General features: G+C 67.5%; 21 protein-coding genes and 3 pseudogenes. 11 read left to right on the top strand and 13 right to left on the bottom strand.

The features are described 5' to 3' along the window. From rluB to B2X67_RS10825, 11 genes are all read right to left on the bottom strand, one after another. On the bottom strand, positions 1-896 hold an 896-nt coding region (gene rluB, locus B2X67_RS10875; RefSeq protein WP_286785501.1), incomplete at its 3' end, for a 23S rRNA pseudouridine(2605) synthase RluB. Between the two features lie 99 nt (positions 897-995). Continuing rightward, on the bottom strand, positions 996-1,637 hold the full coding sequence (locus tag B2X67_RS10870; protein ID WP_282341100.1) for a bifunctional 4-hydroxy-2-oxoglutarate aldolase/2-dehydro-3-deoxy-phosphogluconate aldolase: 642 nt from the start codon (positions 1,635-1,637) through the stop codon (positions 996-998). A gap of 19 nt (positions 1,638-1,656) precedes the next feature. Further along, positions 1,657-2,373 carry a 6-phosphogluconolactonase gene (pgl, locus tag B2X67_RS10865; protein WP_286785500.1) on the bottom strand — a complete coding sequence of 239 codons (717 nt, stop codon included), beginning with the start codon at positions 2,371-2,373 and terminating at the stop codon, positions 1,657-1,659. Beyond that, complete coding sequence (gene zwf, locus B2X67_RS10860; protein WP_273233825.1) at positions 2,360-3,823, bottom strand: glucose-6-phosphate dehydrogenase; 1,464 nt, start codon at positions 3,821-3,823, stop codon at positions 2,360-2,362. The genes pgl and zwf overlap by 14 nt, the downstream gene beginning before the upstream one ends. Before the next feature lie 162 nt (positions 3,824-3,985). Beyond that, the gene (locus B2X67_RS10855) at positions 3,986-4,981 is read right to left on the bottom strand and encodes a glucokinase (RefSeq protein ID WP_286785499.1); all 996 of its coding nucleotides are present in this window, start codon (positions 4,979-4,981) and stop codon (positions 3,986-3,988) included. Then, the gene (edd, locus tag B2X67_RS10850) at positions 4,978-6,804 is read right to left on the bottom strand and encodes a phosphogluconate dehydratase (RefSeq protein WP_282341094.1); all 1,827 of its coding nucleotides are present in this window, start codon (positions 6,802-6,804) and stop codon (positions 4,978-4,980) included. Before edd ends, B2X67_RS10855 begins: the two co-directional genes overlap by 4 nt. Before the next feature lie 164 nt (positions 6,805-6,968). Beyond that, positions 6,969-7,154, bottom strand: a complete 186-nt coding sequence (locus tag B2X67_RS10845; RefSeq protein ID WP_282341091.1) for a DUF1289 domain-containing protein — start codon at positions 7,152-7,154, stop codon at positions 6,969-6,971. A 44-nt stretch (positions 7,155-7,198) separates the two neighbouring features. Further along, a complete protein-coding gene (gene scpB / locus B2X67_RS10840) occupies positions 7,199-7,978 on the bottom strand; it encodes an SMC-Scp complex subunit ScpB (RefSeq protein WP_286785498.1) in 780 nt (259 codons plus the stop codon). Beyond that, on the bottom strand, positions 7,975-8,697 hold the full coding sequence (locus tag B2X67_RS10835; protein ID WP_273233889.1) for a segregation and condensation protein A: 723 nt from the start codon (positions 8,695-8,697) through the stop codon (positions 7,975-7,977). Before B2X67_RS10835 ends, scpB begins: the two co-directional genes overlap by 4 nt. Positions 8,698-8,839: 142 nt before the next feature. After that, positions 8,840-9,469: an L-threonylcarbamoyladenylate synthase gene (locus tag B2X67_RS10830; protein ID WP_090231747.1), complete on the bottom strand. Its 630-nt coding sequence runs from the start codon at positions 9,467-9,469 to the stop codon at positions 8,840-8,842. Positions 9,470-9,482: 13 nt separating this feature from the next. Beyond that, positions 9,483-10,358, bottom strand: a complete 876-nt coding sequence (locus B2X67_RS10825; protein WP_282341085.1) for a PHP domain-containing protein — start codon at positions 10,356-10,358, stop codon at positions 9,483-9,485. Positions 10,359-10,436: 78 nt separating this feature from the next. Here B2X67_RS10825 and B2X67_RS10820 point away from each other — a divergent pair, with 78 nt between their 5' ends. From B2X67_RS10820 to B2X67_RS20865, 7 genes and pseudogenes are all read left to right on the top strand, one after another. Next, positions 10,437-11,027, top strand: a complete 591-nt coding sequence (locus tag B2X67_RS10820; RefSeq protein ID WP_282341084.1) for a septation protein A — start codon at positions 10,437-10,439, stop codon at positions 11,025-11,027. Between the two features lies 1 nt (position 11,028). Further along, positions 11,029-11,328: a YciI family protein gene (locus tag B2X67_RS10815; protein ID WP_282341083.1), complete on the top strand. Its 300-nt coding sequence runs from the start codon at positions 11,029-11,031 to the stop codon at positions 11,326-11,328. A 38-nt stretch (positions 11,329-11,366) separates the two neighbouring features. Then, entirely contained in the window at positions 11,367-11,744 is a 378-nt protein-coding gene (locus tag B2X67_RS10810; protein ID WP_282341082.1) for a translation initiation factor 2, read from the top strand. A 6-nt stretch (positions 11,745-11,750) separates the two neighbouring features. Next, a complete protein-coding gene (locus B2X67_RS10805) occupies positions 11,751-12,428 on the top strand; it encodes a response regulator transcription factor (RefSeq protein WP_286785497.1) in 678 nt (225 codons plus the stop codon). Between the two features lie 117 nt (positions 12,429-12,545). Next, the gene (locus tag B2X67_RS10800; RefSeq protein ID WP_286785496.1) at positions 12,546-13,007 is read left to right on the top strand and encodes a Spy/CpxP family protein refolding chaperone; all 462 of its coding nucleotides are present in this window, start codon (positions 12,546-12,548) and stop codon (positions 13,005-13,007) included. Positions 13,008-13,081: 74 nt separating this feature from the next. Next, positions 13,082-13,973: pseudogene (locus B2X67_RS10795) on the top strand (histidine kinase dimerization/phospho-acceptor domain-containing protein); the annotation flags it as partial. A gap of 95 nt (positions 13,974-14,068) precedes the next feature. Further along, positions 14,069-14,422 (top strand): annotated as a pseudogene (locus tag B2X67_RS20865) (sensor histidine kinase); the annotation flags it as partial. 7 nt (positions 14,423-14,429) lie between these two features. On the opposite strand, the gene B2X67_RS10790 reads toward B2X67_RS20865, so the two are convergent. Then, the gene (locus tag B2X67_RS10790) at positions 14,430-15,002 is read right to left on the bottom strand and encodes a nitroreductase family protein (protein WP_286785495.1); all 573 of its coding nucleotides are present in this window, start codon (positions 15,000-15,002) and stop codon (positions 14,430-14,432) included. 192 nt (positions 15,003-15,194) lie between these two features. Here B2X67_RS10790 and B2X67_RS10785 point away from each other — a divergent pair, with 192 nt between their 5' ends. Beyond that, positions 15,195-16,649: a TrkH family potassium uptake protein gene (locus tag B2X67_RS10785; RefSeq protein ID WP_282341078.1), complete on the top strand. Its 1,455-nt coding sequence runs from the start codon at positions 15,195-15,197 to the stop codon at positions 16,647-16,649. Between the two features lie 15 nt (positions 16,650-16,664). On the opposite strand, the gene B2X67_RS10780 is transcribed toward B2X67_RS10785, so the two are convergent. Then, the gene (locus B2X67_RS10780; protein ID WP_286785494.1) at positions 16,665-17,678 is read right to left on the bottom strand and encodes an AraC family transcriptional regulator; all 1,014 of its coding nucleotides are present in this window, start codon (positions 17,676-17,678) and stop codon (positions 16,665-16,667) included. Positions 17,679-17,807: 129 nt separating this feature from the next. On the opposite strand from B2X67_RS10780, the gene B2X67_RS10775 reads away from it, so the two are divergent. The 3 genes and pseudogenes from B2X67_RS10775 to B2X67_RS10765 all read left to right on the top strand — a co-directional run. Then, the gene (locus B2X67_RS10775; RefSeq protein WP_286785493.1) at positions 17,808-18,125 is read left to right on the top strand and encodes an Mpo1-like protein; all 318 of its coding nucleotides are present in this window, start codon (positions 17,808-17,810) and stop codon (positions 18,123-18,125) included. A 219-nt stretch (positions 18,126-18,344) separates the two neighbouring features. Beyond that, positions 18,345-19,733, top strand: a complete 1,389-nt coding sequence (locus B2X67_RS10770; protein ID WP_286785492.1) for an adenylate/guanylate cyclase domain-containing protein — start codon at positions 18,345-18,347, stop codon at positions 19,731-19,733. A 68-nt stretch (positions 19,734-19,801) separates the two neighbouring features. After that, positions 19,802-20,258: pseudogene (locus tag B2X67_RS10765) on the top strand (AraC family transcriptional regulator); the annotation flags it as partial.

The following is a 20,258-nucleotide window of genomic DNA, read 5'->3' as shown; positions in this document are numbered from 1 at the left end:
GGCTTGCCACCGCGCGGCGCACGGCCCGGACGCTCGCTCGGCGCCAGCGGCTTGGCCGACTTGCGCTGCGCGCGGTCGAGCTTCTCGCGCACCTTGCCCTTCATGTCGGGCAGCGAAACCGGCTTCAGGCCGACTTCGGCGCTGAGGATGTCCAGTTCGGCCTGGCCCATCTCGCGCCAGCGCCCCATGGTCAGCTCGGAGGTGAGGAACACCGGGCCGAAGCGCACGCGCTTCAGGCGGCTGACCACCAGCCCCTGCGACTCCCACAGGCGCCGCACTTCGCGGTTGCGGCCTTCCATCACCACGCAGTGATACCAGTGGTTGAAGCCTTCGCCGCCGGGCGCTTCCTGGATGTCGGTGAACTTCGCCGGACCGTCTTCGAGCATCACGCCGGTCTTGAGGTTCTCGATCATTTCCTCGGTGACTTCGCCGCGCACGCGCACCGCATATTCGCGGTCCATCTCGTAGGACGGGTGCATCAGGCGGTTGGCCAGCTCGCCGTCGGTGGTGAACATCAGCAGACCGGTGGTGTTGATGTCCAGGCGGCCGATATTGATCCAGCGTCCGGCCTGCAGGCGCGGCAGGCGGGCGAACACGGTCGGACGGCCTTCCGGGTCATCGCGGGTGCAGACTTCGCCGTCCGGCTTGTTGTAGATGAGCACGCGGCGGACCGCTTCGACGGCCTCCTCGCGCTTGATCAGGCGGCCGTCGAGGGCGATGGCGTCGTGCAGGTCGACGCGCTGGCCGAGGGTCGCCACGCTGGCGTTCACCTTGACCCGTCCCTGGCTGATCCAGGTCTCGATGTCGCGACGCGAGCCGAGGCCCATGCGCGCGAGGACTTTCTGCAGTTTTTCGCCGTGAGCGACGTGCTCGGCGGGTTGCTCATGTTCGGTCATCTGTGCACCTCCCGGTGTGGGCTGTTCCGAATGGGGCGCGAATCATACGCGCTGGACGACCGCGGCGATATGCGCGGCCGATGAAAGTAACGGTCAGGGCTAGGTCAGCGCCATCGCCTCGCGGCTCGCCTGCTCCACCGCCGCCCAGTCGCCGGACTTGATCCAGGCGCTGTCGAGCATCCAGGTGCCGCCGACGCACATCACGTTGGGCAACGCCAGGTAGCTCTTCAGGTTGTCCGGGCTGACGCCACCGGTCGGGCAGAAGCGCACGTTGCCGAACGGGCCGGCGAACGCCTTGAGCGCGGCCACGCCACCCGCGACCTCCGCCGGGAACAGCTTGAAGCGACGGTAGCCCAGGGCATAGCCGAGCATGATGTCGGAGGCGCAGGAGGTGCCCGGCAGCAGCGGCACGTCGAGGTCGCAACCGGCCTGCAGCAGCTCGGCGGTGCAGCCCGGGGTGACGATGAACTGCGCGCCGGCATCGATCGCCTCGGCCAGCATCGCCTTGTCGAGGATGGTCCCGGCGCCGACGCACAGCTCGGGGCGTTCGCGGCGCAACTGGCGGATCGCGGTCAGCCCGTGGACCGAGCGCAGGGTGATTTCCAGCGTGCACAGGCCACCGGCGGCCAGCGCGTCGGCCATCGGCAGGATGTCCTCTTCGCGGGCGATGGTGATCACCGGGAGGATGCGCGCCTTGCGGCAGATGTCGTCAATCAGTTCGATCTTCGCGGCCATGTTCATGGGCAACTCGTCCTCGGCCTCAGGGGCACCAATAGATTTCCAGCGGGGAATGCAGGAACGCGCGGATCGGCATCGCCGCGACGTTCTCTCCGGCCAGGGCCAGGCGCAGGGTTTCCAGCTTCGCCTCGCCCTGGATCGCCAGCAGCGGCAGGCGCGCCGAAGCCAGCACCGGCAGGGTCAGGGTCAGGCGTTCGTGGGGTTCGACCGGGGCCTGCATCGGCAGGCAGCGGCGATGGCCGTCCGCCTCCAGCGCATCGCTCAGGCGCGGGCTGGCGGGGAACAGCGAGGCGGTGTGGCCATCGTCGCCCATGCCCAGCACCAGCACGTCGATCGGCTGGTGCAGCTCGGCCAGCGCGCGGTCGGCGAGCAGCGCCGCGTCCTCGAGGGTCGGCGCCGGGTGATAGAGGCCAAGGAAGCTCGCCGCGGCGGCCGGGCCCTGCAGCAAGTGCCGGCGCACCAGGCCCTCGTTGCTCGCGGCGTGTTCGACGGACACCCAGCGCTCGTCGGCCAGGCCGATCTGGATATTCGCCCAGTCCAGCGGCTCACGGGAGAGCCGCTCAAAGAAGTCGATCGGGCTGCGCCCGCCCGACACCACCAGGCTGGCCTCGCCATAGGTTTCCAGCGCCGAACGCAGCGCGCCGGACACCGCCTGGGCCAGCGCATCGGCCTGGCGTTCGGCGTCGGTGCAACTGTGCGCCATCAGCCCGACCGGTAGTTCCAGTTCATAGATCGCCATACCAGGACCTCCCGTCGCGGGTTATCAGTGCAATCGAGGCGGCCGGTCCCCAGGAGCCCGCCGAGTAGCGCTTCGGCGTTTCGCCCAGGGCGTTCCAGCCCGCCATCAGCCGGTCGCACCAGAGCCAGGCGGCCTCGACCTCGTCCTTACGCACGAACAGCGACTGATTGCCCTGCATGACCTCCAGGAGCAGGCGCTCGTACGCATCGGGGACCCGGGCGTTCTTGTAGGCATCGGAGAAATTCAGCTGCAACGGGCCGCTGCGCAGGTGCATGCCCAGCCCCGGTTCCTTGGTCATCACCTGCAGCGAGATGCCCTCGTCCGGTTGCAGGCGCAGGATCAGTCGGTTGCTGACCTGCGAGCGCTGCTCCGGGGCGAAGATGTAGAACGGCGGCTCTTTGAAGTGAATGACGATCTGCGACATCTTCTGCGCCATTCGCTTGCCGGTTCGCAGGTAGAACGGCACGCCGGACCAGCGCCAGTTGCGGATGTCCGCGCGCAGGGCGACGAAGGTCTCGGTGTTGCTCTCGACATTGGCGCCCTCCTCGTCCAGGTAGCCGGGCACCGTCTTGCCGTTGATGTTGCCGGCGCTGTACTGGCCGCGCACCAGATGACGACTCAACTCGTCGACGCTGAACGGCGCAAGGGCCTTGAGCACCTTGACCTTCTCGTCGCGGATGCTGTCGGCGGAGAGGTCCGCCGGCGGGTCCATGGCGATCAGGCAGAGCAGTTGCAGCAGGTGGTTCTGGATCATGTCGCGCAGCTGGCCAGCCTGGTCGAAATAGCCCCAGCGGCCCTCGATGCCGACCGTTTCGGCCACGGTGATCTCAACGTGGGAGATGTGGTTGTGGTCCCACTGGGTCTCAAACAGGCTGTTGGCGAAGCGCAGAGCGATGAGGTTCTGCACCGTCTCCTTACCCAGGTAGTGATCGATCCGGTAGATGCTGGTTTCCGGGAAATACCGGGCCACCGCATCGTTGACCAGCCGCGAGGACGCCAGGTCGTGGCCGATGGGCTTTTCCAGCACCACGCGGGTGCGCTCGGCGAGGCCGTGGGCGGCGAGGTTCTCGCAGATCGCGCCGTACACCGAGGCCGGCGTGGCGAAATAGGCCACCACGGGCTGCCGGGTACTGGCCCGGGCGCCGAGCGCGGCGTAGTCGTCGGTTTTCTTGAAGTCCATCGTCAGGTAGCTCATGCGCGCCATGAAGCGGCGCATGCAGTCTTCCTCGATGCCCGACTCGCCCACGTAGCGGCGCAGCGTCTGCTCGATGAAATCCAGGTGCTCCTGCGGATCGCGCGGCTCGCGGGCCAGGGCGAAGATCACCGTGTCCTCATGCAGCAGGCCGGCGTGATCCAGATGATAAAGCGCGGGGAAGAGCTTGCGCAGGGCGAGGTCGCCGAGCGCACCGAACAATGCGAACGTGCAGGGAGTGACGTTGATTCCGGGCATGGGTCGATTCTTCAGTCAGCGAAACGGTTGGAAAATGCCACACGGCCGATGCACAGAGCGGATCGACCGCCGGCGATTTCCACGGTTAACGGCAGGATAGGCCACCCAGCCGCCTTTGCGCCAAGCGAGAAACCCGCCACGGGCAAGGGATTCATGCCGGCCTCAGACATCGTCGGCGAGCCCGCTGATCATCGGCGACTCGCCCGCGAGGCTGCGCTGCAGGGCCAGTCCGGCGCCCAGCAGGCCCGGCTGTTCGGCGGTAACCAGCCACACCGGGATGTGCATCAGGTAGCCGCTCATCTCGCCTTTTGCCTGGAAGGCGGCGAGAAAACCGCTGGCGACGAGGAAATCGGCGAAGCGCGGCAGCATGCCTCCGGCGAGATAGACGCCGCCGCGCGCACCGAGGGTCAGCGCCGCATTGCCGGCGACGCGCCCCAGCCAGGTGCAGAACTGCTCCAGCACGGCGATCGCCTGGGCGTCGCCCTGCAGCGCCGCCTGGGTCACCTCGGCGGCGCTGTCGAAACGCAGGGTCTTGCCGTCCAGCGCGCAGCTCGCGCGGTACAGGCTGACCAGCCCGGAGCCGCTGAGCAGGTTTTCCGCGCTGACGTGGCCGAGCTGGCGGTGCAGATAACTCCACAGGTCGGCCTCGCGCTCGCTGCCGATCGGCAGGTCGACATGGCCGCCCTCACCCGCGAGCGCATGCCAGCCGCCGCGCGTGTCCGGCAGCAGCGTGCCGACGCCCAGGCCGGTGCCGGGCCCGAGCACCAGGCGCGGACAGTCCGCCACCACCACCCCGGGGCGCACGTCGAGCAATTCGTCGTTGCGCAGGCAGGTGACGCCCAGCGCCATGGCGCTGAAGTCGTTGATCAGCAGCAGGTCGCTCAGCCCGAGGTCGCGGCGGAACGCGGTGCGACTGATCACCCAATGGTTGTTGGTGAAACGGAACTCGTCGCCGCTGACCGGCCCGGCGCAGGCCAGGCACACGCGATCCAGCTCGCCGGCGTGCGGGCCAAGGGTATCCAGGTAGCTGCGGATGGCCTGTTCGGGGCCGGCGAACGCGGCGGTAGAGAGAACCCGTACGTGCTCGAGTTGCCCATCGCGCCACAGCGCGAGCCGGGCATTGGTGCCGCCGATGTCGCCGACCAGCGACAACCTCACCGGAGTGCTTCCAGTTCGGCGGTGAAGGCGCTGGCGCCCTGCTCTGCCGAGCTGAAGGCGGCGCGCATGAAGCCGAACAGCTCGCGACCGCAGCCAACCCCGGTATCCGCCGGCTGCCGGGCGCGCTCGCGGGCTTCCAGCTCGGCGGCATCGACGCGCACCAGCAGCTCGCCGCGCGTTCCGTCGACCCGGATCACGTCACCGTTGCGCACGTAGGCCAGCGGCCCGCCGTCCTTCGCCTCGGGGCAGACGTGGATCGCCGCCGGCACCTTGCCCGACGCGCCGGACATGCGCCCGTCGGTGACCAGCGCCACCTTGAAGCCGCGATCCTGCAGCACGCCGAGGAACGGCGTGAGCTTGTGCAGCTCGGGCATGCCGTTCGCCTTCGGCCCCTGGAAACGCACCACGGCGACGAAATCGCGCTCCAGCTCGCCGGCCTTGAAGGCGGCGGCCAGTTCCAGCTGATCGGCGAACACCAGCGCCGGCGCCTCGATCACCTGATGCTCGGGCGCCACCGCGGAGACCTTCATCACCCCGCGCCCGAGGTTGCCCTCCATCAGGCGCAGGCCGCCTTCGGCATCGAAGGGGCGTTCGACCGGGCGCAGGATGTTCTCGTCCAGGCTCTGCCGCGGGCCCTCGCGCCAGGACAGGCGCTCGCCATCGAGGAAGGGTTCCTGCAGGTAACGGCGCAGGCCGTGGCCGACCACGGTGTTGACGTCCTCGTGCAGCAGGCCGGCATCGAGCAGGCTGCGGACGATGAAATTGACCCCGCCGGCGGCGTGGAAGTGGTTCACGTCGGCCTTGCCATTGGGATAGACATGGGCCAGCGTCGGCACCACCTCGGACAGCTCGGCCATGTCCTGCCAGGTCAGCAGGATGCCGGCGGCGCGGGCGAAGGCCGGGATGTGCAGCGTGTGATTGGTCGAACCGCCGGTGGCGTTCAGCGCGACCACCGAGTTGACGATGGACTTCTCGTCGACGATCTCGCAGAGCGGCATGAACTGACCGCCCTGGCGGGTCATCCGGGTGACCTGGCGCGCCGCCTCGCGGGTCAGCTCGTCGCGCAACGGCGTGTACGGGTTGACGAAGGACGAACCGGGCAGTTGCAGGCCCATCACTTCCATCACCACCTGGTTGGTGTTGGCGGTGCCGTAGAAGGTGCAGGTGCCGGGGCTGTGGTAGGACTTCATCTCCGATTCCAGCAGCTGCTCGCGGGTCGCCTTGCCTTCGGCGAACAGCTGGCGGACCTCGGCTTTTTCCTTGTTGGAAATCCCCGACGGCATCGGCCCGCCCGGCACGAAGACGAACGGCAGGTAGCCGAAGCGTAGCGCGCCGATCATCAGGCCGGGAATGATCTTGTCGCAGATGCCCAGGCACAGCGCCGCGTCGAACATGTTGTGCGACAGCGCCACGGCGGTGGACATGGCGATCACCTCGCGGCTGGCCAGGCTCAGCTCCATCCCCGCCTCGCCCTGGGTGACGCCGTCGCACATCGCCGGCACGCCGCCGGCGAACTGGCCCACCGAGCCGATCTCGCGCAGCGCCTGCTTGATGATCGCCGGGAAGTGCTCGTAGGGCTGATGCGCCGAGAGCATGTCGTTGTAAGCGGAAACGATGGCGACGTTGGCCGCGTTCATCAGGCGCAGGCTCTGCTTGTCATCGCTGCCGCAGCCAGCCACGCCGTGGGCGAAGTTGGCGCACTGCAACTGGCCGCGCTGCGGGCCCTGGCTGGCGGCGGCGCCCATCTGTGCCAGGTAACGCTCGCGGGTGGGACGGCTGCGCTCGATCAGCCGATCGGTTACCGCTTGGACTCGGGGATGCATGTCTGGCTCCTGGCTTATCAACGGTTCCTGCGAACTTATGCCACGCGGGGCCTGTTCGTACAGACCGGGTGTCGCGACGGGACGTTCAATGCGCCGCGACGGGCGTGGAAGGGCCGCCGCAGCGGGCGAACCTCGACGCTAGACGCGTCTCCCGTCGGCGCGGGTCAGCGCTTCTGCTTGCGCCGCCCCGTCGCCGCCAGTGCCAGCAGACGCATCTCGGAGAGAGCCAGCACGCTGCGCTGCTCGGGCTTGTCCAGGCGTTTCCAGGCCTTGATCTCGTCGCGCGTGCGGCCGCAACCACGGCAGACGTCGGCGTCGAACTCGCAGACCTTGATGCAGGGGTTCTTCATGCACGCGTCCTCGACGGCGACGGCCGGTTTCGCGGCGCGCGGCGTCAGTGCAGGGTATCGGGATCGGCCTCGACGTCATCGGCCTCGATGTCGCCGGCCTCCTCGGCCAGCGGCAGATCGTCGAAGTCTGTCTTCAGGCCCTGTTCCAGCGTGTCGAGTTCCGCCAGCAGGCTGCGGAAACTGGTTCCCTCGCGGGCCGGCGCGTCCTCTCCGAGCTCGCTGGCGTCGGCGCGCGCCTGCAGGCCGTCGGGCACCGGCGCGTCTTCCTCATCCACCAGAGGCGCGGGCTCCAGCTCGCGCAGCACGGCCAGCGGCGGCAGTTCGTCGAGGCTCTTCAGGTTGAAATGGTCGAGGAAGCCGCGCGTGGTGGCGAACATCGCCGGCCGACCGGGTACGTCGCGATGGCCAACCACCCTCACCCATTCGCGCTCCAGCAGGGTCTTGACGATCTGGCTGTTGACGGCGACGCCCCGGATGTCCTCGATCTCGCCGCGGGTGATGGGCTGGCGATAGGCGATCAGCGCCAGGGTCTCCAGCAGCGCCCGCGAATAGCGCTGCGGGCGCTCTTCCCAGAGCCGTCCGACCCAGGGTGCGAAGCGTTCGCGCACCTGCAGGCGATAACCGCTGGCGACTTCCTTCAGCTCGAACGCGCGGCCGCTGCAGGACTTCTCCAGCACCTTGAGCGCGGCCTTGAGCTGCGCGGGCGTGGGCCGCTCGATTTCCTCGAAGAGCTCGCCGAGGCGCTCCAGCGACAGCGGCTTGCCCGAGGCGAGCAGGTAGGCTTCGAGCAGCGAAGCGAGGTCTTTCGGATCGGAGAGGTTCACTGCAGGACCACCTGGGTGGGTTCTTCGCCGCGCAGGCGTACGTGGATGGGCGCGAACGGTTCGTTCTGCACCAGCTCGACCAGCGATTCCTTGATCAGCTCGAGCACCGCCATGAAGGTCACTACGACGCCGAGACGACCCTCCTCGGCGCTGAACAGCGCGACGAAGGCCACGAAACCGCCGCCCTTCAGGCGCTCCAGCACCTCGCTCATGCGCTCGCGGGTGGACAGCGCCTCACGGGTCACCTGGTGGCTCTCGAACATGTCGGCGCGGCGCAGCACCTCGGCCATCGACAACAGCAGCTCCTCCAGCGAGACCTCGGGCAGCAGCTTGCGCGCCCTGGCCTCCGGGGCGTCCAGGCGCGGCACGCTGATGTCGCGCCCCAGGCGCGGCAGGCGGTCGACGTTTTCCGCCGCGGCCTTGAAGCGCTCGTATTCCTGCAGGCGGCGGATCAGCTCGGCGCGCGGATCGTCTTCCTCGTCCTCGGCGATCGCCGAGCGCGGCAGCAGCATGCGCGACTTGATCTCGGCGAGCATCGCGGCCATCACCAGGTACTCCGCGGCCAACTCCAGGCGCACACTCTTCATCAGCTCGACGTAGCCCATGTACTGGCGGGTGATTTCGGCCACGGGAATGTCGAGGATGTCGATGTTCTGCTTGCGGATCAGGTAGAGCAGCAGGTCGAGCGGGCCCTCGAAGGCTTCGAGGAAGACCTCCAGCGCGTCCGGTGGGATGTACAGGTCCTGCGGCAGCTCGGTGACGGCCTCGCCGTAGACCAGCGCCAGGCGAAGCTGCTCGGGCTCCAGTGCGCTGGCCTCGAGCACGGGTTCGTCCTGCATGCTCATCTCCGCCGGGTACGCCTCACTGGCCGTCCATGAACGGCGCGGGGTCGCCGCAACCGACGCGGATCACCTGCGGTTCGCCCTCGGACAGGTTGACCACGGTGGACACCGCGGTGCCGCCGTAGCCCCCGTCGATGATCAGGTCGACGTGATGCTCCAGGGCCTGGCGCATCTCGTAGGGGTCCTCCATCGCCTCGCTCTGCCCGGGGAGGATCAGGCTCACGCTCATCAGCGGCTCGCCGAGTTCCTCGAGCAACGCCTGGGCGATCGGGTGGCTGGGCACGCGCAGGCCAATGGTGCGCCGCTTGGGATGCAGCAGCATGCGCGGCACCTCGCGGGTGGCGCTGAGGATGAAGGTGTAAGGCCCCGGCGTGTGCATCTTCAGCAGGCGGAAGGCGCCGGTATCGACCTTGGCGAACAGGCCGAGCTGCGAGAGATCGCGGCAGACCAGGGTGAAGTTGTGCTTGTCGTCCAACTGGCGCAGGCGGCGAATTCGCTCCACCGCGTTCTTGTCGCCGATGTGGCAACCCAGCGCGTAGGAGGAGTCGGTCGGATAGACGATCACCCCGCCGCCGCGGACGATCTCCACCGCCTGCTTGATCAGGCGCGGCTGCGGATTTTCCGGATGGATCTGGAAGAACTGACTCATGATTGCTCCCTGCTCATTGAGCGACGACATGGGGCGTGCTCGCTGGCGCTTGCTGGAATCGCGCCCACAAGGGCGACAGGTCGTCCGGCAACGGGCGGTACATGCCCAGCTCGGACCAGTCGCCCGGCGCGTGGAAATCGCTGCCGATGCTGGCCATCAGCCCGAACTCGCGGACCAGGATCGCCAGCGAACCGACCTGCTCGGCCGGCTGCATGCCGTTGACCACTTCCAGGCCGTGCCCGCCGGCCTGGACGAAATCGATGATCAGCCGACGCCGCTTGCTGCGCGTCAGGCTGTATTGCATCGGGTGCGCCAGGCTGATCCAGGCGCCGGCCGAGCGCAGCGTCGCCACCGTCTGCTCCAGGGTCGGCCAGTGCTGTTTGACGTCGCCGAGCTTGCCGGAGCCGAGCCACTTGCGGAAGGCCTCGGCATGGTCGCGAACGTACTTGCCGCGGGTGAGGAATTCCGCGAAGTGCGGCCGCGCCGGCGCGTTGCCGCTGTCGCCCAGCTCCTGCTGGATCGCCCGCGCGCCCTCGAACGCGCCGGGCATGCCCTTGGCCTCGAGGCGCCGGCCGATTTCCTCGGCGCGCAGCCAGCGCCCGGCATGCAGCTCGGCGATGGCCTGCTGCAACTGCGGCGCGTCGGCGGCGAAGGCGTAGCCCAGCACATGGATGGTCGCGCCGCCCCAGGTGCAGGACAGTTCGATGCCGTTGATCAGCTGGATGCCCAGCCCGGCCGCCGCCAGGCGCGCCTCCGGCAACCCTTCGAGGGTGTCGTGATCGGTCAGCGCAAGCATGCCGATGCCGCGCGCATGGGCGCGCTCGACCACCACGGAGGGCGCCAGTACGCCATCCGATGCGGTGCTGTGGCAGTGCAGGTCGACCTTCATATTTAAGGCTCTGGGCGAAGTTTCGCCGTCATTGATGTTTGCTATTATGCCGCCACATCCCGCTCTCTGGCTGCGCCCGTGAAACAATTCATCGACTTCATCCCGCTGCTGCTGTTCTTCATCGTCTACAAAATGGAACCCCGCGTAGTCGAACTGGCCGGACACAGCCTCAGCGTCGGCGGCATCTTCAGCGCCACCGCGGTGCTGATCGTCGCCTCGGTGGTGGTATACGGGACGCTCTTCGCGCTGCAGCGCAAGCTGGAAAAGGGCCAGTGGCTGACCTTGATCGCCTGCCTGGTATTCGGCAGTCTGACCCTGGCCTTCCACAGCGAAACCTTCCTCAAGTGGAAAGCGCCGGTGGTCAACTGGTTGTTCGCAGTGGCCTTCGCCGGCAGCCACTTCATCGGCGACAAGCCGCTGATCCAGCGCGTCATGGGGCATGCCATGGAGCTGCCACAGACGATCTGGAACCGCCTGAACGTCGCCTGGGTGGTGTTCTTCCTGTTCTGCGGCTGCGCCAACCTGTTCGTCGCCTTCACCTTCCAGAGCATCTGGGTCGACTTCAAGGTATTCGGCAGCCTCGCCATGACGGTACTTTTCCTGATCGGCCAGGGTCTCTATCTGGCGCGCCACCTGCACGACACCTCCCCTGAAAAAACCAAGGACTGACATGCTCTACGCCATCATCGCCACAGACGTCGCCGACTCCCTGGAAAAACGCCTGGCCGCCCGTCCGGAGCACATCGCCCGCCTGGAGCAGCTGAAGACCGAGGGACGCCTGGTCCTCGCCGGCCCGCACCCGGCCGTCGACAGCAACGATCCAGGCTTGGCCGGTTTCAGCGGCAGCCTGATCGTCGCCGAGTTCGACTCCCTCGAAGCCGCGCTGAGCTGGGCCGAGGCCGATCCGTACCGCGCCGCCGGCGTTTACGGCGGGGTGATCGTCAAGCCGTTCAAACGCGTCCTGCCCTGATTCGCCCCGTCGCACGCCTGCCTGGAAAAGGAAATCCGATGCGCCCACTCACCTACCTGTTCTTCGCCGCGGCGCTCGTCGCCCTTCCGGTGCACGCTCAGCAGAACGACGAAGCGGCGGCGCGGCTCGATGAGCTGGAACAACGTCTGGCGGTGAGCGAGGCACAGCGCAGTGAGCTGACCGAGCAATTGCAGCGGGCCACGCCACCCGAAGCCGGGCGCCAGATGCAACGGCTGCGCGAGGAAAACCGCCGCCTGCTGCAGGATCTGGAACAGGCCCGCAGCGCCAAGCCCCAGCCGCTGCTCAGCGAGCAGCAGCTGTGGTTCGTCATCGGTGGCGGGGTTGCCCTGATCGCGTTCTTCTTCGGCTCGCTGCTGCGCGGCAACCGCAGCGCGCGTCGGCAATGGACCAACTGAAGCGCCATGAGTGAACTGCTGCTGATCGACGACGACGAGGAACTCTGCGAGTTGCTGGTCAGTTGGCTAAGCCAGGAAGGCTTCCAGGTGCTCGCCTGCCGCGACGGCAACAGCGCCCGCGCGGCGCTCGCCCAGCACGCGCCCTCGGCGGTGGTGCTGGATGTGATGCTGCCCGACGGCAGCGGCCTGGAATTGCTGCGCCAGTTGCGTGGCAACCACCCGGACCTGCCGGTGCTGATGCTCTCCGCCCGCGGCGAACCGCTGGACCGCATCCTCGGCCTGGAACTGGGCGCCGACGACTACCTGGCCAAGCCCTGCGATCCACGCGAACTCACCGCACGCCTGCGCGCCGTGCTGCGCCGCAGCCAGCCGGTCAGCGGCGGCAGCCACCTGCAACTGGACGACCTGAGCTTCAGTCCGGTGCGTGGCGTGGTCAGCATCGGCGACCACGAGATCAGCCTGACCGTTTCCGAAAGCCGCCTGCTCGAAGCGCTGCTGCGCCAGCCGGGTGAACCGCTGGACAAGCAGGAACTGGCGCAACTGGCCCTCGGCCGCAAGCTCACCCTCTACGACCGCAGCCTGGACATGCACGTCAGCAACCTGCGCAAGAAGATCGGCCCGCACCCCGACGGACGCCCGCGCATTCTCGCGCTGCGCAGCCGCGGCTATTACTACAGCGCCTGACTGCGGCGACGATACACAGCGTTTACCAAGCCTTTACCCTCGCCTGACCGCCCTTGACCTTGCCGTCCGTAGACTGGGCACATCGGCAATCAGCCGGTTCAGACAAGGAGAAAACTCATGCGCAAGACACTCATCGCTCTCACGCTCGCCGCCGCCCTGCCCGCCACCGCGGTGTTCGCCGCGCCGGAAAAAGGCGGCCCCGACGTTCCGCCGCACATGCAGGGCGACCACGGCTGCGGTCCGAAGGACGGACCGCGTGGCGAACACGGGCCGTTCGGCGACCTGGATCTGACCAGGGAACAACGCCAGCAGGTCGGCAGGCTGATGGGCGATCAGATGGAGAGCCGTCGCGAACTCACCCGCAAGTACCTCGACAAGCTTCCGGCCGCCGACAAGAAGGCCATGGAAGACGAACTCGAGGCCGCCCGTGCGAAGAACGACAGCGCCATCCGCGCCCTGCTGACTCCGGAGCAGCAGAAGCGCTTCGACGAGAAGCAGAAAGAGATGGAAGAACGTCGCGCCGAACACGCCGAGTTCGAAGTCTGGAAAGCCGAGAAGGCGGCGAAGGCCAAGAATTGAGCAAAACCGCGTAGCACGCGCCCGTCAGGCTGGACCTGGCGGGCTTTTTTGCCATTAATGATCAAGGAATTGCCGTGCGTTCACTGTTCTGGCGCATCCTCGCCAGCTTCTGGCTGGCCATTGCCCTGGTGGCAGGCCTTTCCCTGTTGCTGGGGCATGCACTGAACCAGGACTCCTGGATTCTCAACCGGCATCCGGGGGTCAAGGATCTCGCCGAACGCTGGACGCAGGTCTACGAAACGGACGGGGAAGAAGCCGCGCAGAGCTTTCTGGAGCGTCATCGCCAGCGCTATCACATCGATGTGCAGGTGCTCGGCGACAACGGCCTGGCGGTCATCAAGGGCACCTTCCCGCCGCGGGCCGCGGCCTTCGAGGCCCGCCAGCACGGCGCCGGCGATCCGCGAGGCGATGATCGCGGCCTGCCCTGGCGGCGCCTGACCACCGACTACACCAGCCCGACCAGCGACGAAACCTACCTGTTCATCTACCGCATCCCGCGCCCGGAACTGGATGCCTGGCACCGCGACAGCCTGCTCTGGCCGCTCAGCGCGCTGGGCATCGCGCTGGTGGTGCTGACCCTGTTCAGCCTGCTGCTGACCCTCTCGATCACCCGTCCGCTGACACGCCTGCGCGGCGCCGTGCACGACCTCGGGCAGACCGCCTACCAGCAGAACAGCCTCGCGCAACTGGCCGCGCGGCGCGACGAGCTCGGCGTGCTGGCCAGCGACTTCAACCGCATGGGTTCGCGCCTGCAGGGCATGATCGGCAGCCAGCGGCAGTTGCTGCGCGACGTCTCCCACGAGCTGCGCTCGCCGCTGGCGCGCCTGCGGATCGCCCTGGCGCTGGCCGAACGGGCGACGCCGGAGGAGCGCGAGGCGCTGTGGCCGCGGCTGGCCAAGGACTGCGACCGCCTCGAAGCGCTGATCGCCGAGATCCTCGCGCTGGCGCGGCTGGATGCCGATCCGGGTCCGGTGCAACAGGTGGACCTTGCCGGCATCCTCGAGGGCGTTCGCGAGAACGCCAGTGTCGGCAACGCCGAGCAGCGCATCGAGATCGACATCGAGCCGGGCATCGCGCTGTTCGGTTGGCCGGACATGATCGATCGCGCGCTGGACAACCTGCTGCGCAACGCGCTGCGCTTCAACCCGGCCGATCAGCCGATCGAGATTCGCGCAGCGCGCCAGGGCGAGACGCTGCTGATCAGCGTGCGCGATCACGGTCCCGGCGTGGAGGCGCAACACCTGAACCAGTTGGGCGAGCCGTTCTTCCGCGCGCCGGGCCAGGCGGCGGCAGGGCATGGACTCGGCCTCGCCATTGCGCGGCGCGCCGCCGAGCGCCACGGCGGCACTCTGCAGCTGGCCAACCATCCGCAGGGGGGCTTCGTCGCCAGCCTGGAGCTGCCGCTCAAGGCTTGAGCGGGGACTAGCCCCGCCAGGTGGTCACGAAGTCCGCGGGATCGAGCGCCGGCGGCGTGCGCAGCTCGCCGCTGGGCGTGCCCATATAGAGGAAACCGACGATTTCCTCGTTCTTCGCCAGGCCCAGGCCGGCCTCGACGCGGGCATCGTAGGACAGCTCGCCGCTGCGCCAGACCGCGCCGACGCCCTGCGCGTAGGCAGCCAGCAGCATGCCGTGCGCCGCACAGCCGGCCGCCAGCCGCTGCTCCTGCGCCGGGACCTTCGGATGCGCCTGCACGCAGGCGATCACCACCACCAGCAGCGGCGCACGCAACGGCATCGCGCGGGCCTTGGTCAGCGCCTTTTCCAGCACCGCCGGCTCGGCGTCCGCCTGTTTCTCGGCGACCGCGCGGGCGAACAGCTCGCCAAGCGCCTCGCGCGCCTCGCCTTCCACAGTGAGGAAACGCCACGGGCGCAGCTGGCCGTGATCCGGCGCGCGCAAGGCCGCACGGAAAATCGTCTCGCGCTGCGCCGCGTCCGGCGCGGGCTCTTCCAGCCGGGTCACGGAAACACGCTTGAGCAGAGCGTCCAGAGCCTCCATCGGGCCACCTCCTGAATATTGAAATGAGCGGCCATTCTAGAGGGCGCCGGCCGGCCGCGGGCAAATGCCGTGACCATGGCGCCTCCCGAATCGCTCCCCGGCGCCCCCTGCGAGTGGCGAATGGCGGCGGTTTACAGCGCCGGACGCGCGGGTAGAATGGCGCCCCTTGCCCTCCAGACCCGAGTCGTTTCCATGGCCCTGCCGACCCTGCGCATGATCGGTTTCATTCTCGGCATCTTCCTCATCACCCTGGCGATCGGCATGGTCGTGCCGATGCTGACGCTCTTCTCGTACGACCGCAGCGACGACCTGCAGTCGTTTTTCTGGGCCAGCCTGATCACCTTCGCCACCGGCCTGCTGCTGGTGCTGCCAGGGCGCCCGGAGAACGTTCAGCTACGCCCGCGCGACATGTATTTCCTGACCACCTGCAGCTGGCTGACGGTGTGCTGCTTCGCCGCCCTGCCGCTGTTCTTCATCCAGCACATCAGCTACACCGACGCCTTCTTCGAGAGCATGTCGGGCATCACCACGACCGGTTCGACGGTACTCAGCGGGCTGGACGGCATGTCGCCGGGCATCCTCATCTGGCGCTCGCTGCTGCATTGGCTGGGCGGCATCGGCTTCATCGGCATGGCGGTGGCGATCCTGCCGCTGCTACGCGTCGGCGGCATGCGCCTGTTCCAGACCGAGTCCTCGGACTGGTCGGAGAAAGTCATGCCGCGCTCGCACATGGCGGCCAAGTACATCCTCTGCATCTATATCGGCTTCACCCTGTTCGGTGCGCTGGCCTTCCGCCTGGCCGGAATGAGTGGCTTCGACGCGATCAACCATGCCATGTCGGCGATCTCCACCGGTGGTTTCTCCACCTCCGACCAGTCGCTGGCAAAGTGGCAGCAGCCTGCGGTGCACTGGGTCGCGGTGGTGGTCATGCTGCTCGGCAGCATGCCCTTCACCCTGTATGTCGCCACTCTGCGCGGCAATCGCATGGCGTTGCTGCGCGATCATCAGGTTCGCGGACTGCTCAGCTTCCTGCTGGCCATCTCGCTGGTGGTCAGCCTCTGGTACTGGATGCGCTCGGGGCTCTCCTGGCTGGACAGCTTCCGTATCGTCACGCTCAACATCGTTTCGGTAGTAACCACCACGGGCTTCGCGCTCGGTGACTATTCGCTGTGGGGCAGCTTCTCCGTGATGCTGTTCTTCTATCTCACCTTCATCGGCGGCTGCTCGGGGTCCACCGCCGGCGGCCTGAAAGTGTTCCGCTTCCAGGTGTCCTGGGTTCTGCTGCGCGCCAACCTGCAGCAACTGGTGCACCCGCGCGCGGTGATCCGGCAGCAGTACAACGGCCATCCGCTCGACGAGGAAATCGTTCGTTCGATCCTCACCTTCTCGTTCTTCTTCACCTTTACCATCGCGCTGATCGCCCTCGGGCTGACCTTCATCGGCCTGGACTGGATCACAGCACTCACGGGCGCGGCCACTGCGGTATGCAACGTCGGCCCCGGAATGGGCCACATCATCGGCCCGGCCGGCAACTTCTCCAGCCTGCCGGACGCGGCGAAATGGATGCTGTCCTTCGGCATGCTGCTCGGCCGTCTGGAGATCATCACCGTGCTGGTGCTGCTGACACCGGCGTTCTGGCGGCACTGACCGCGCCCGGCCGGATCAGCGGCTGTCCAGCGCGGCGCGATACTCCCCCGGCGTGCTGCCGAACCAGCGGCGGAAGGCGCGGAAGAAGTTGCTCGGGTCGGCGAAGCCCAGCAGGTAGGCGATTTCCAGCAGGGTTAGATTGGGTTGCGCCAGGTACTGCTCCGCGAGTTCGCGACGGGTGTCGTCGAGCAGTTGCTGGAAGCTGGTGTGTTCGTCCTGCAGGCGTCTCTGCAAGGTTCGCTCGGACAGGTGCAGCGCCTGCGCCACGCTATCGCGACGCGGCTCGCCCTGCGGCAGCAGGCGACAGAGCACCTGGCGGGCCTGGTGGGCGACCCGGCTGCCGGAGAAGCGCGCCAGGTACTCGCCGGCGAAGCGGTCGTGCAACTGCGCCAGCGACTCGTTGGCCGACGGCAGCGGCGCCTCGAGATCGGCGAGTTCGAACAGCAGCCCGTAGTGTTCGGCATCGAACTGCAGCGGCGCCTGGAACACCTGGCGGTAAGGCTCCGGATCGTCCGGCGGCGGGCCCTGCAGCCACACCTGCAAGGCTTTGAGCGGCGTTCCGCTGATCCAGCGGCAGAAGGCCAGGGTGCACGCCAGGGAGGCTTCGGCGCTCTGCCGGGCGGGCGGCAGACGGTCGCCATGGATCGCCAGCGTCAGCGCGCCGCCCTCGGGCAGCATGCGCAGGTTCAGGTCGGCGCCCTCGGCGATGATTCGCTGGTAACGCACCAGACGGGTCAGGCCCTCCCGCAGGGTGCGGCTGGACATCAGCGCGTAACCGACCACGTGCAGCGACGCGGGCCGCACCACGCGGGCCATGTTCAGGCCGATGGCCGGGTTGCCGGACAGCTCCACGGCGCGGTGCCAGAGCCGGGTCATGCCGTCCTGCGGGAAACGCGCCTCCGCATCGCCCAGCGCGGCGTAGTCCATGCCCAGCTCGAGGAACAGCGCGCGACAGTCGACGCCGCCCATTTCCAGGCCCTGGACGATGCTCTGCGCCCAGCTCGATGAAGTTGTCCGTGGTTCGCTCATGGCGTCTTCTTGTTGTCGGATCAGGGCCTGCGGCGCCGTGTCGCAAGGATACTAGACTGGCCCCCATTGTCACTGGCCCGCGCGGCCGTCCGATCTAGACTTTGGGAACACAATGACAGGAGGTGCGAGATGAGTACGCAAACCGCCGAACGCTTCAGCCGCTTCGCCGACTTCTACCCCTATTACCTGGCGGAGCACAGCAATCCGGTGTGCCGTCGGCTGCATTACGCCGGCAGCCTGCTGGTGCTCGGCATCCTGGCCTACGCACTGGTCAGCCAGCAGTGGATCTGGCTTCTGGCCCTGCCGATGGCGGGCTACGGGTTCGCCTGGGTAGGCCACTTCATCTTCGAGAAGAACCGCCCAGCGACCTTCCAGTATCCGCTCTACAGCTTGATGGGCGACTGGGTGATGCTCAGGGACGCCTTCACCGGACGCATTCCCTTCTAACGGTTTCCTGACGTTTTCCGCCGCAACGACGGCGGAACGTCGACGAGCCGCACATCCCACCCGCTTTCTGCCTGATTCCCGCGTCATCCGGCGGCCGTGATTGGCTGCTGGACGGTGCTTCGCTATGATCCCGCCGTCGGGGCGCTGGTCGGCCTCATGGACTGAACAGACGTACGTGGCCACGGTGCCCATCGCCTCACCAGGGATCGTTCCAATCAGATGAAGTCTTTCCCCGCGACCCCGCTAGACGGGCTGCCGACGCCGCCGATCCGCGAATACTACCTGCGCGTGCTGGCGTACATCGCCACCGCCGCGGCCATTGCGGCGGGCACCTACGTCAATCACTTCGGCCACGACATTCTCTGGCTGGTGCCCTACGCCCTGCTCTATCCGCACCTGGCCTATCAGCTCGGACGGCGCTTCAAGACCAGTCACGCGCGAAGCGTCGACCTCGCCCTGCTCGCCATCGATGCCCTGCACGCGGGCGCGGCGGTCGCGCTGATGAGCTTCTCGGTGGTGCCGAGCCTGATGAACCTGCTGATGATCGGCTTCAGCGCACTGGTGGTCGGCGGCCTGCTCTACCTGGGCCTCGGCCTGCTGATGGCGCTCGGCGGCGTGCTGCTCTGCAGCGCCCTGGTCGGGCCGCGGCTGGCCTTCGCCACGCCGCCGCTGGTGGCCCTGGTGAGCATCCTCTTCAGCTCGCTGTTCATCTGCATCAGCGCCTACTTCGCCCACCAGCAGGGCCTGCGCCTGGCCCAGGTGCGCAACGAGATCCGCCGCGAGCAGGAAAAAGCCGCGCGCCTGGCCCACGGGCTGGCCAAGTACCTGTCCCCGCAGGTCTGGGAGTCGATCTTCAAGGGCAAGAAGAGCGTGCGCCTGGAAACCCAGCGCAAGCGCCTCTCGGTGTTCTTCTCCGACATCAAGGGCTTCACCGAGCTGTCCGAGGAGCTGGAAGCCGAGTCGCTGACCGACCTGCTCAACACCTACCTCAACGAGATGTCGAAGATCGCCCTGAAACACGGCGGCACCATCGACAAGTTCGTCGGCGACAGCGTGATGGTGTTCTTCGGCGACCCGGCGACCCAGGGCGCGAAAAAGGATGCGCTGGCCGCCGTGTCGATGGCCATCGCCATGCGCAAGCACATGAAGGTGCTGCGCCAGCAGTGGCGCGCCCAGGGCATCACCAAGCCGCTGGAAATCCGCATGGGCCTGAACACCGGCTACTGCACGGTGGGCAACTTCGGCGCCGACACGCGCATGGACTACACCATCATCGGCCGCGAAGTGAACCTCGCCAGCCGCCTGGAAAGCGCCAGCGAAGCCGGCGAGATCCTGATTTCCCACGAGACCTATTCGCTGGTGAAGGACGTGATCATGTGCCGCGACAAGGGCCAGATCGCCGTGAAGGGTTTCAGCCGTCCCGTGCAGATCTACCAGGTGGTGGATTTCCGCCGCGACCTCGGCGCCAGCTCCAGCTACATCGAGCACGAATTGCCCGGCTTCTCCATGTACCTCGATACCAACGGCATCCAGAACTTCGACAAGGATCGTGTGGTGGAGGCGCTGCAACAGGCGGCCGAGAAGCTCAAGGACAAGGTGATTCTCTAACCCGCCTTTCCTTTTCCATCTCGACGGCCGTTCTGGGTAGACTGCGGCGATCCGCCGAGGAAACCGCGATGCCATCAATCCTGACCCTGCGCCACTACAGCCACGAACTGGTCGCCCACAGCCATGCCCACGCGCAGCTGGTGTTCGGCCTGTCCGGGCGCCTGGATTTCGAGGTTGCCGGGCGCGGTAGCCAGGTGATCCAGCAGACCCTCGCGGTGGTGCCCGAGGACGAACACCACGCCTGCGGCAGCCCGTACGGCAGCCGTTGCCTGGTGCTCGACGTGCCGTCCCCCGACTGGCTGCGCAGCCGGCTGGGCACGCATGCCGACACCTGCGCGCGGATTCTCGAACGCCCCGGCGCGCTGCAACTGAATGCGCCACAGAGCCAGCTGGTCGGCTGGCTCGCGGCGAGTCCGATCAACGACGCGGTGATCGCCGAACAGGGCGCCGCGCTGCTGCTCGCCAGCCTCGCCAGCGCCGCTCCCGCCGACGCACGCGCCCAGCGCCTGCCGCTAGATCGGAAGA

Origin of the sequence: Pseudomonas sp. UBA3153 (assembly GCF_002364635.1) — a bacterium.
In the GTDB taxonomy this organism is placed as follows: Bacteria; Pseudomonadota; Gammaproteobacteria; order Pseudomonadales; family Pseudomonadaceae; genus Pseudomonas_O; species Pseudomonas_O kuykendallii.
This window is presented reverse-complemented; position numbering and strand designations above follow the sequence as displayed.

Excerpts from the sequence above, each read along its gene's own strand:
- B2X67_RS10775 (WP_286785493.1), top strand. The coding sequence starts at position 17,808 with ATGAGTACGCAAACCGCCGAACGCTTCAGCCGCTTCGCCGACTTCTAC.
- B2X67_RS10830 (WP_090231747.1), bottom strand. The coding sequence starts at position 9,469 with ATGAGTCAGTTCTTCCAGATCCATCCGGAAAATCCGCAGCCGCGCCTG.
- zwf (WP_273233825.1), bottom strand. The coding sequence starts at position 3,823 with ATGCCCGGAATCAACGTCACTCCCTGCACGTTCGCATTGTTCGGTGCG.
- B2X67_RS10815 (WP_282341083.1), top strand. The coding sequence starts at position 11,029 with ATGCTCTACGCCATCATCGCCACAGACGTCGCCGACTCCCTGGAAAAA.
- B2X67_RS10870 (WP_282341100.1), bottom strand. The coding sequence starts at position 1,637 with ATGAACATGGCCGCGAAGATCGAACTGATTGACGACATCTGCCGCAAG.
- edd (WP_282341094.1), bottom strand. The coding sequence starts at position 6,804 with ATGCATCCCCGAGTCCAAGCGGTAACCGATCGGCTGATCGAGCGCAGC.
- B2X67_RS10805 (WP_286785497.1), top strand. The coding sequence starts at position 11,751 with ATGAGTGAACTGCTGCTGATCGACGACGACGAGGAACTCTGCGAGTTG.
- B2X67_RS10845 (WP_282341091.1), bottom strand. The coding sequence starts at position 7,154 with ATGAAGAACCCCTGCATCAAGGTCTGCGAGTTCGACGCCGACGTCTGC.
- B2X67_RS10785 (WP_282341078.1), top strand. The coding sequence starts at position 15,195 with ATGGCCCTGCCGACCCTGCGCATGATCGGTTTCATTCTCGGCATCTTC.
- B2X67_RS10790 (WP_286785495.1), bottom strand. The coding sequence starts at position 15,002 with ATGGAGGCTCTGGACGCTCTGCTCAAGCGTGTTTCCGTGACCCGGCTG.
- B2X67_RS10810 (WP_282341082.1), top strand. The coding sequence starts at position 11,367 with ATGCGCCCACTCACCTACCTGTTCTTCGCCGCGGCGCTCGTCGCCCTT.
- B2X67_RS10800 (WP_286785496.1), top strand. The coding sequence starts at position 12,546 with ATGCGCAAGACACTCATCGCTCTCACGCTCGCCGCCGCCCTGCCCGCC.
- B2X67_RS10780 (WP_286785494.1), bottom strand. The coding sequence starts at position 17,678 with ATGAGCGAACCACGGACAACTTCATCGAGCTGGGCGCAGAGCATCGTC.
- B2X67_RS10770 (WP_286785492.1), top strand. The coding sequence starts at position 18,345 with ATGAAGTCTTTCCCCGCGACCCCGCTAGACGGGCTGCCGACGCCGCCG.
- B2X67_RS10825 (WP_282341085.1), bottom strand. The coding sequence starts at position 10,358 with ATGAAGGTCGACCTGCACTGCCACAGCACCGCATCGGATGGCGTACTG.
- pgl (WP_286785500.1), bottom strand. The coding sequence starts at position 2,373 with ATGGCGATCTATGAACTGGAACTACCGGTCGGGCTGATGGCGCACAGT.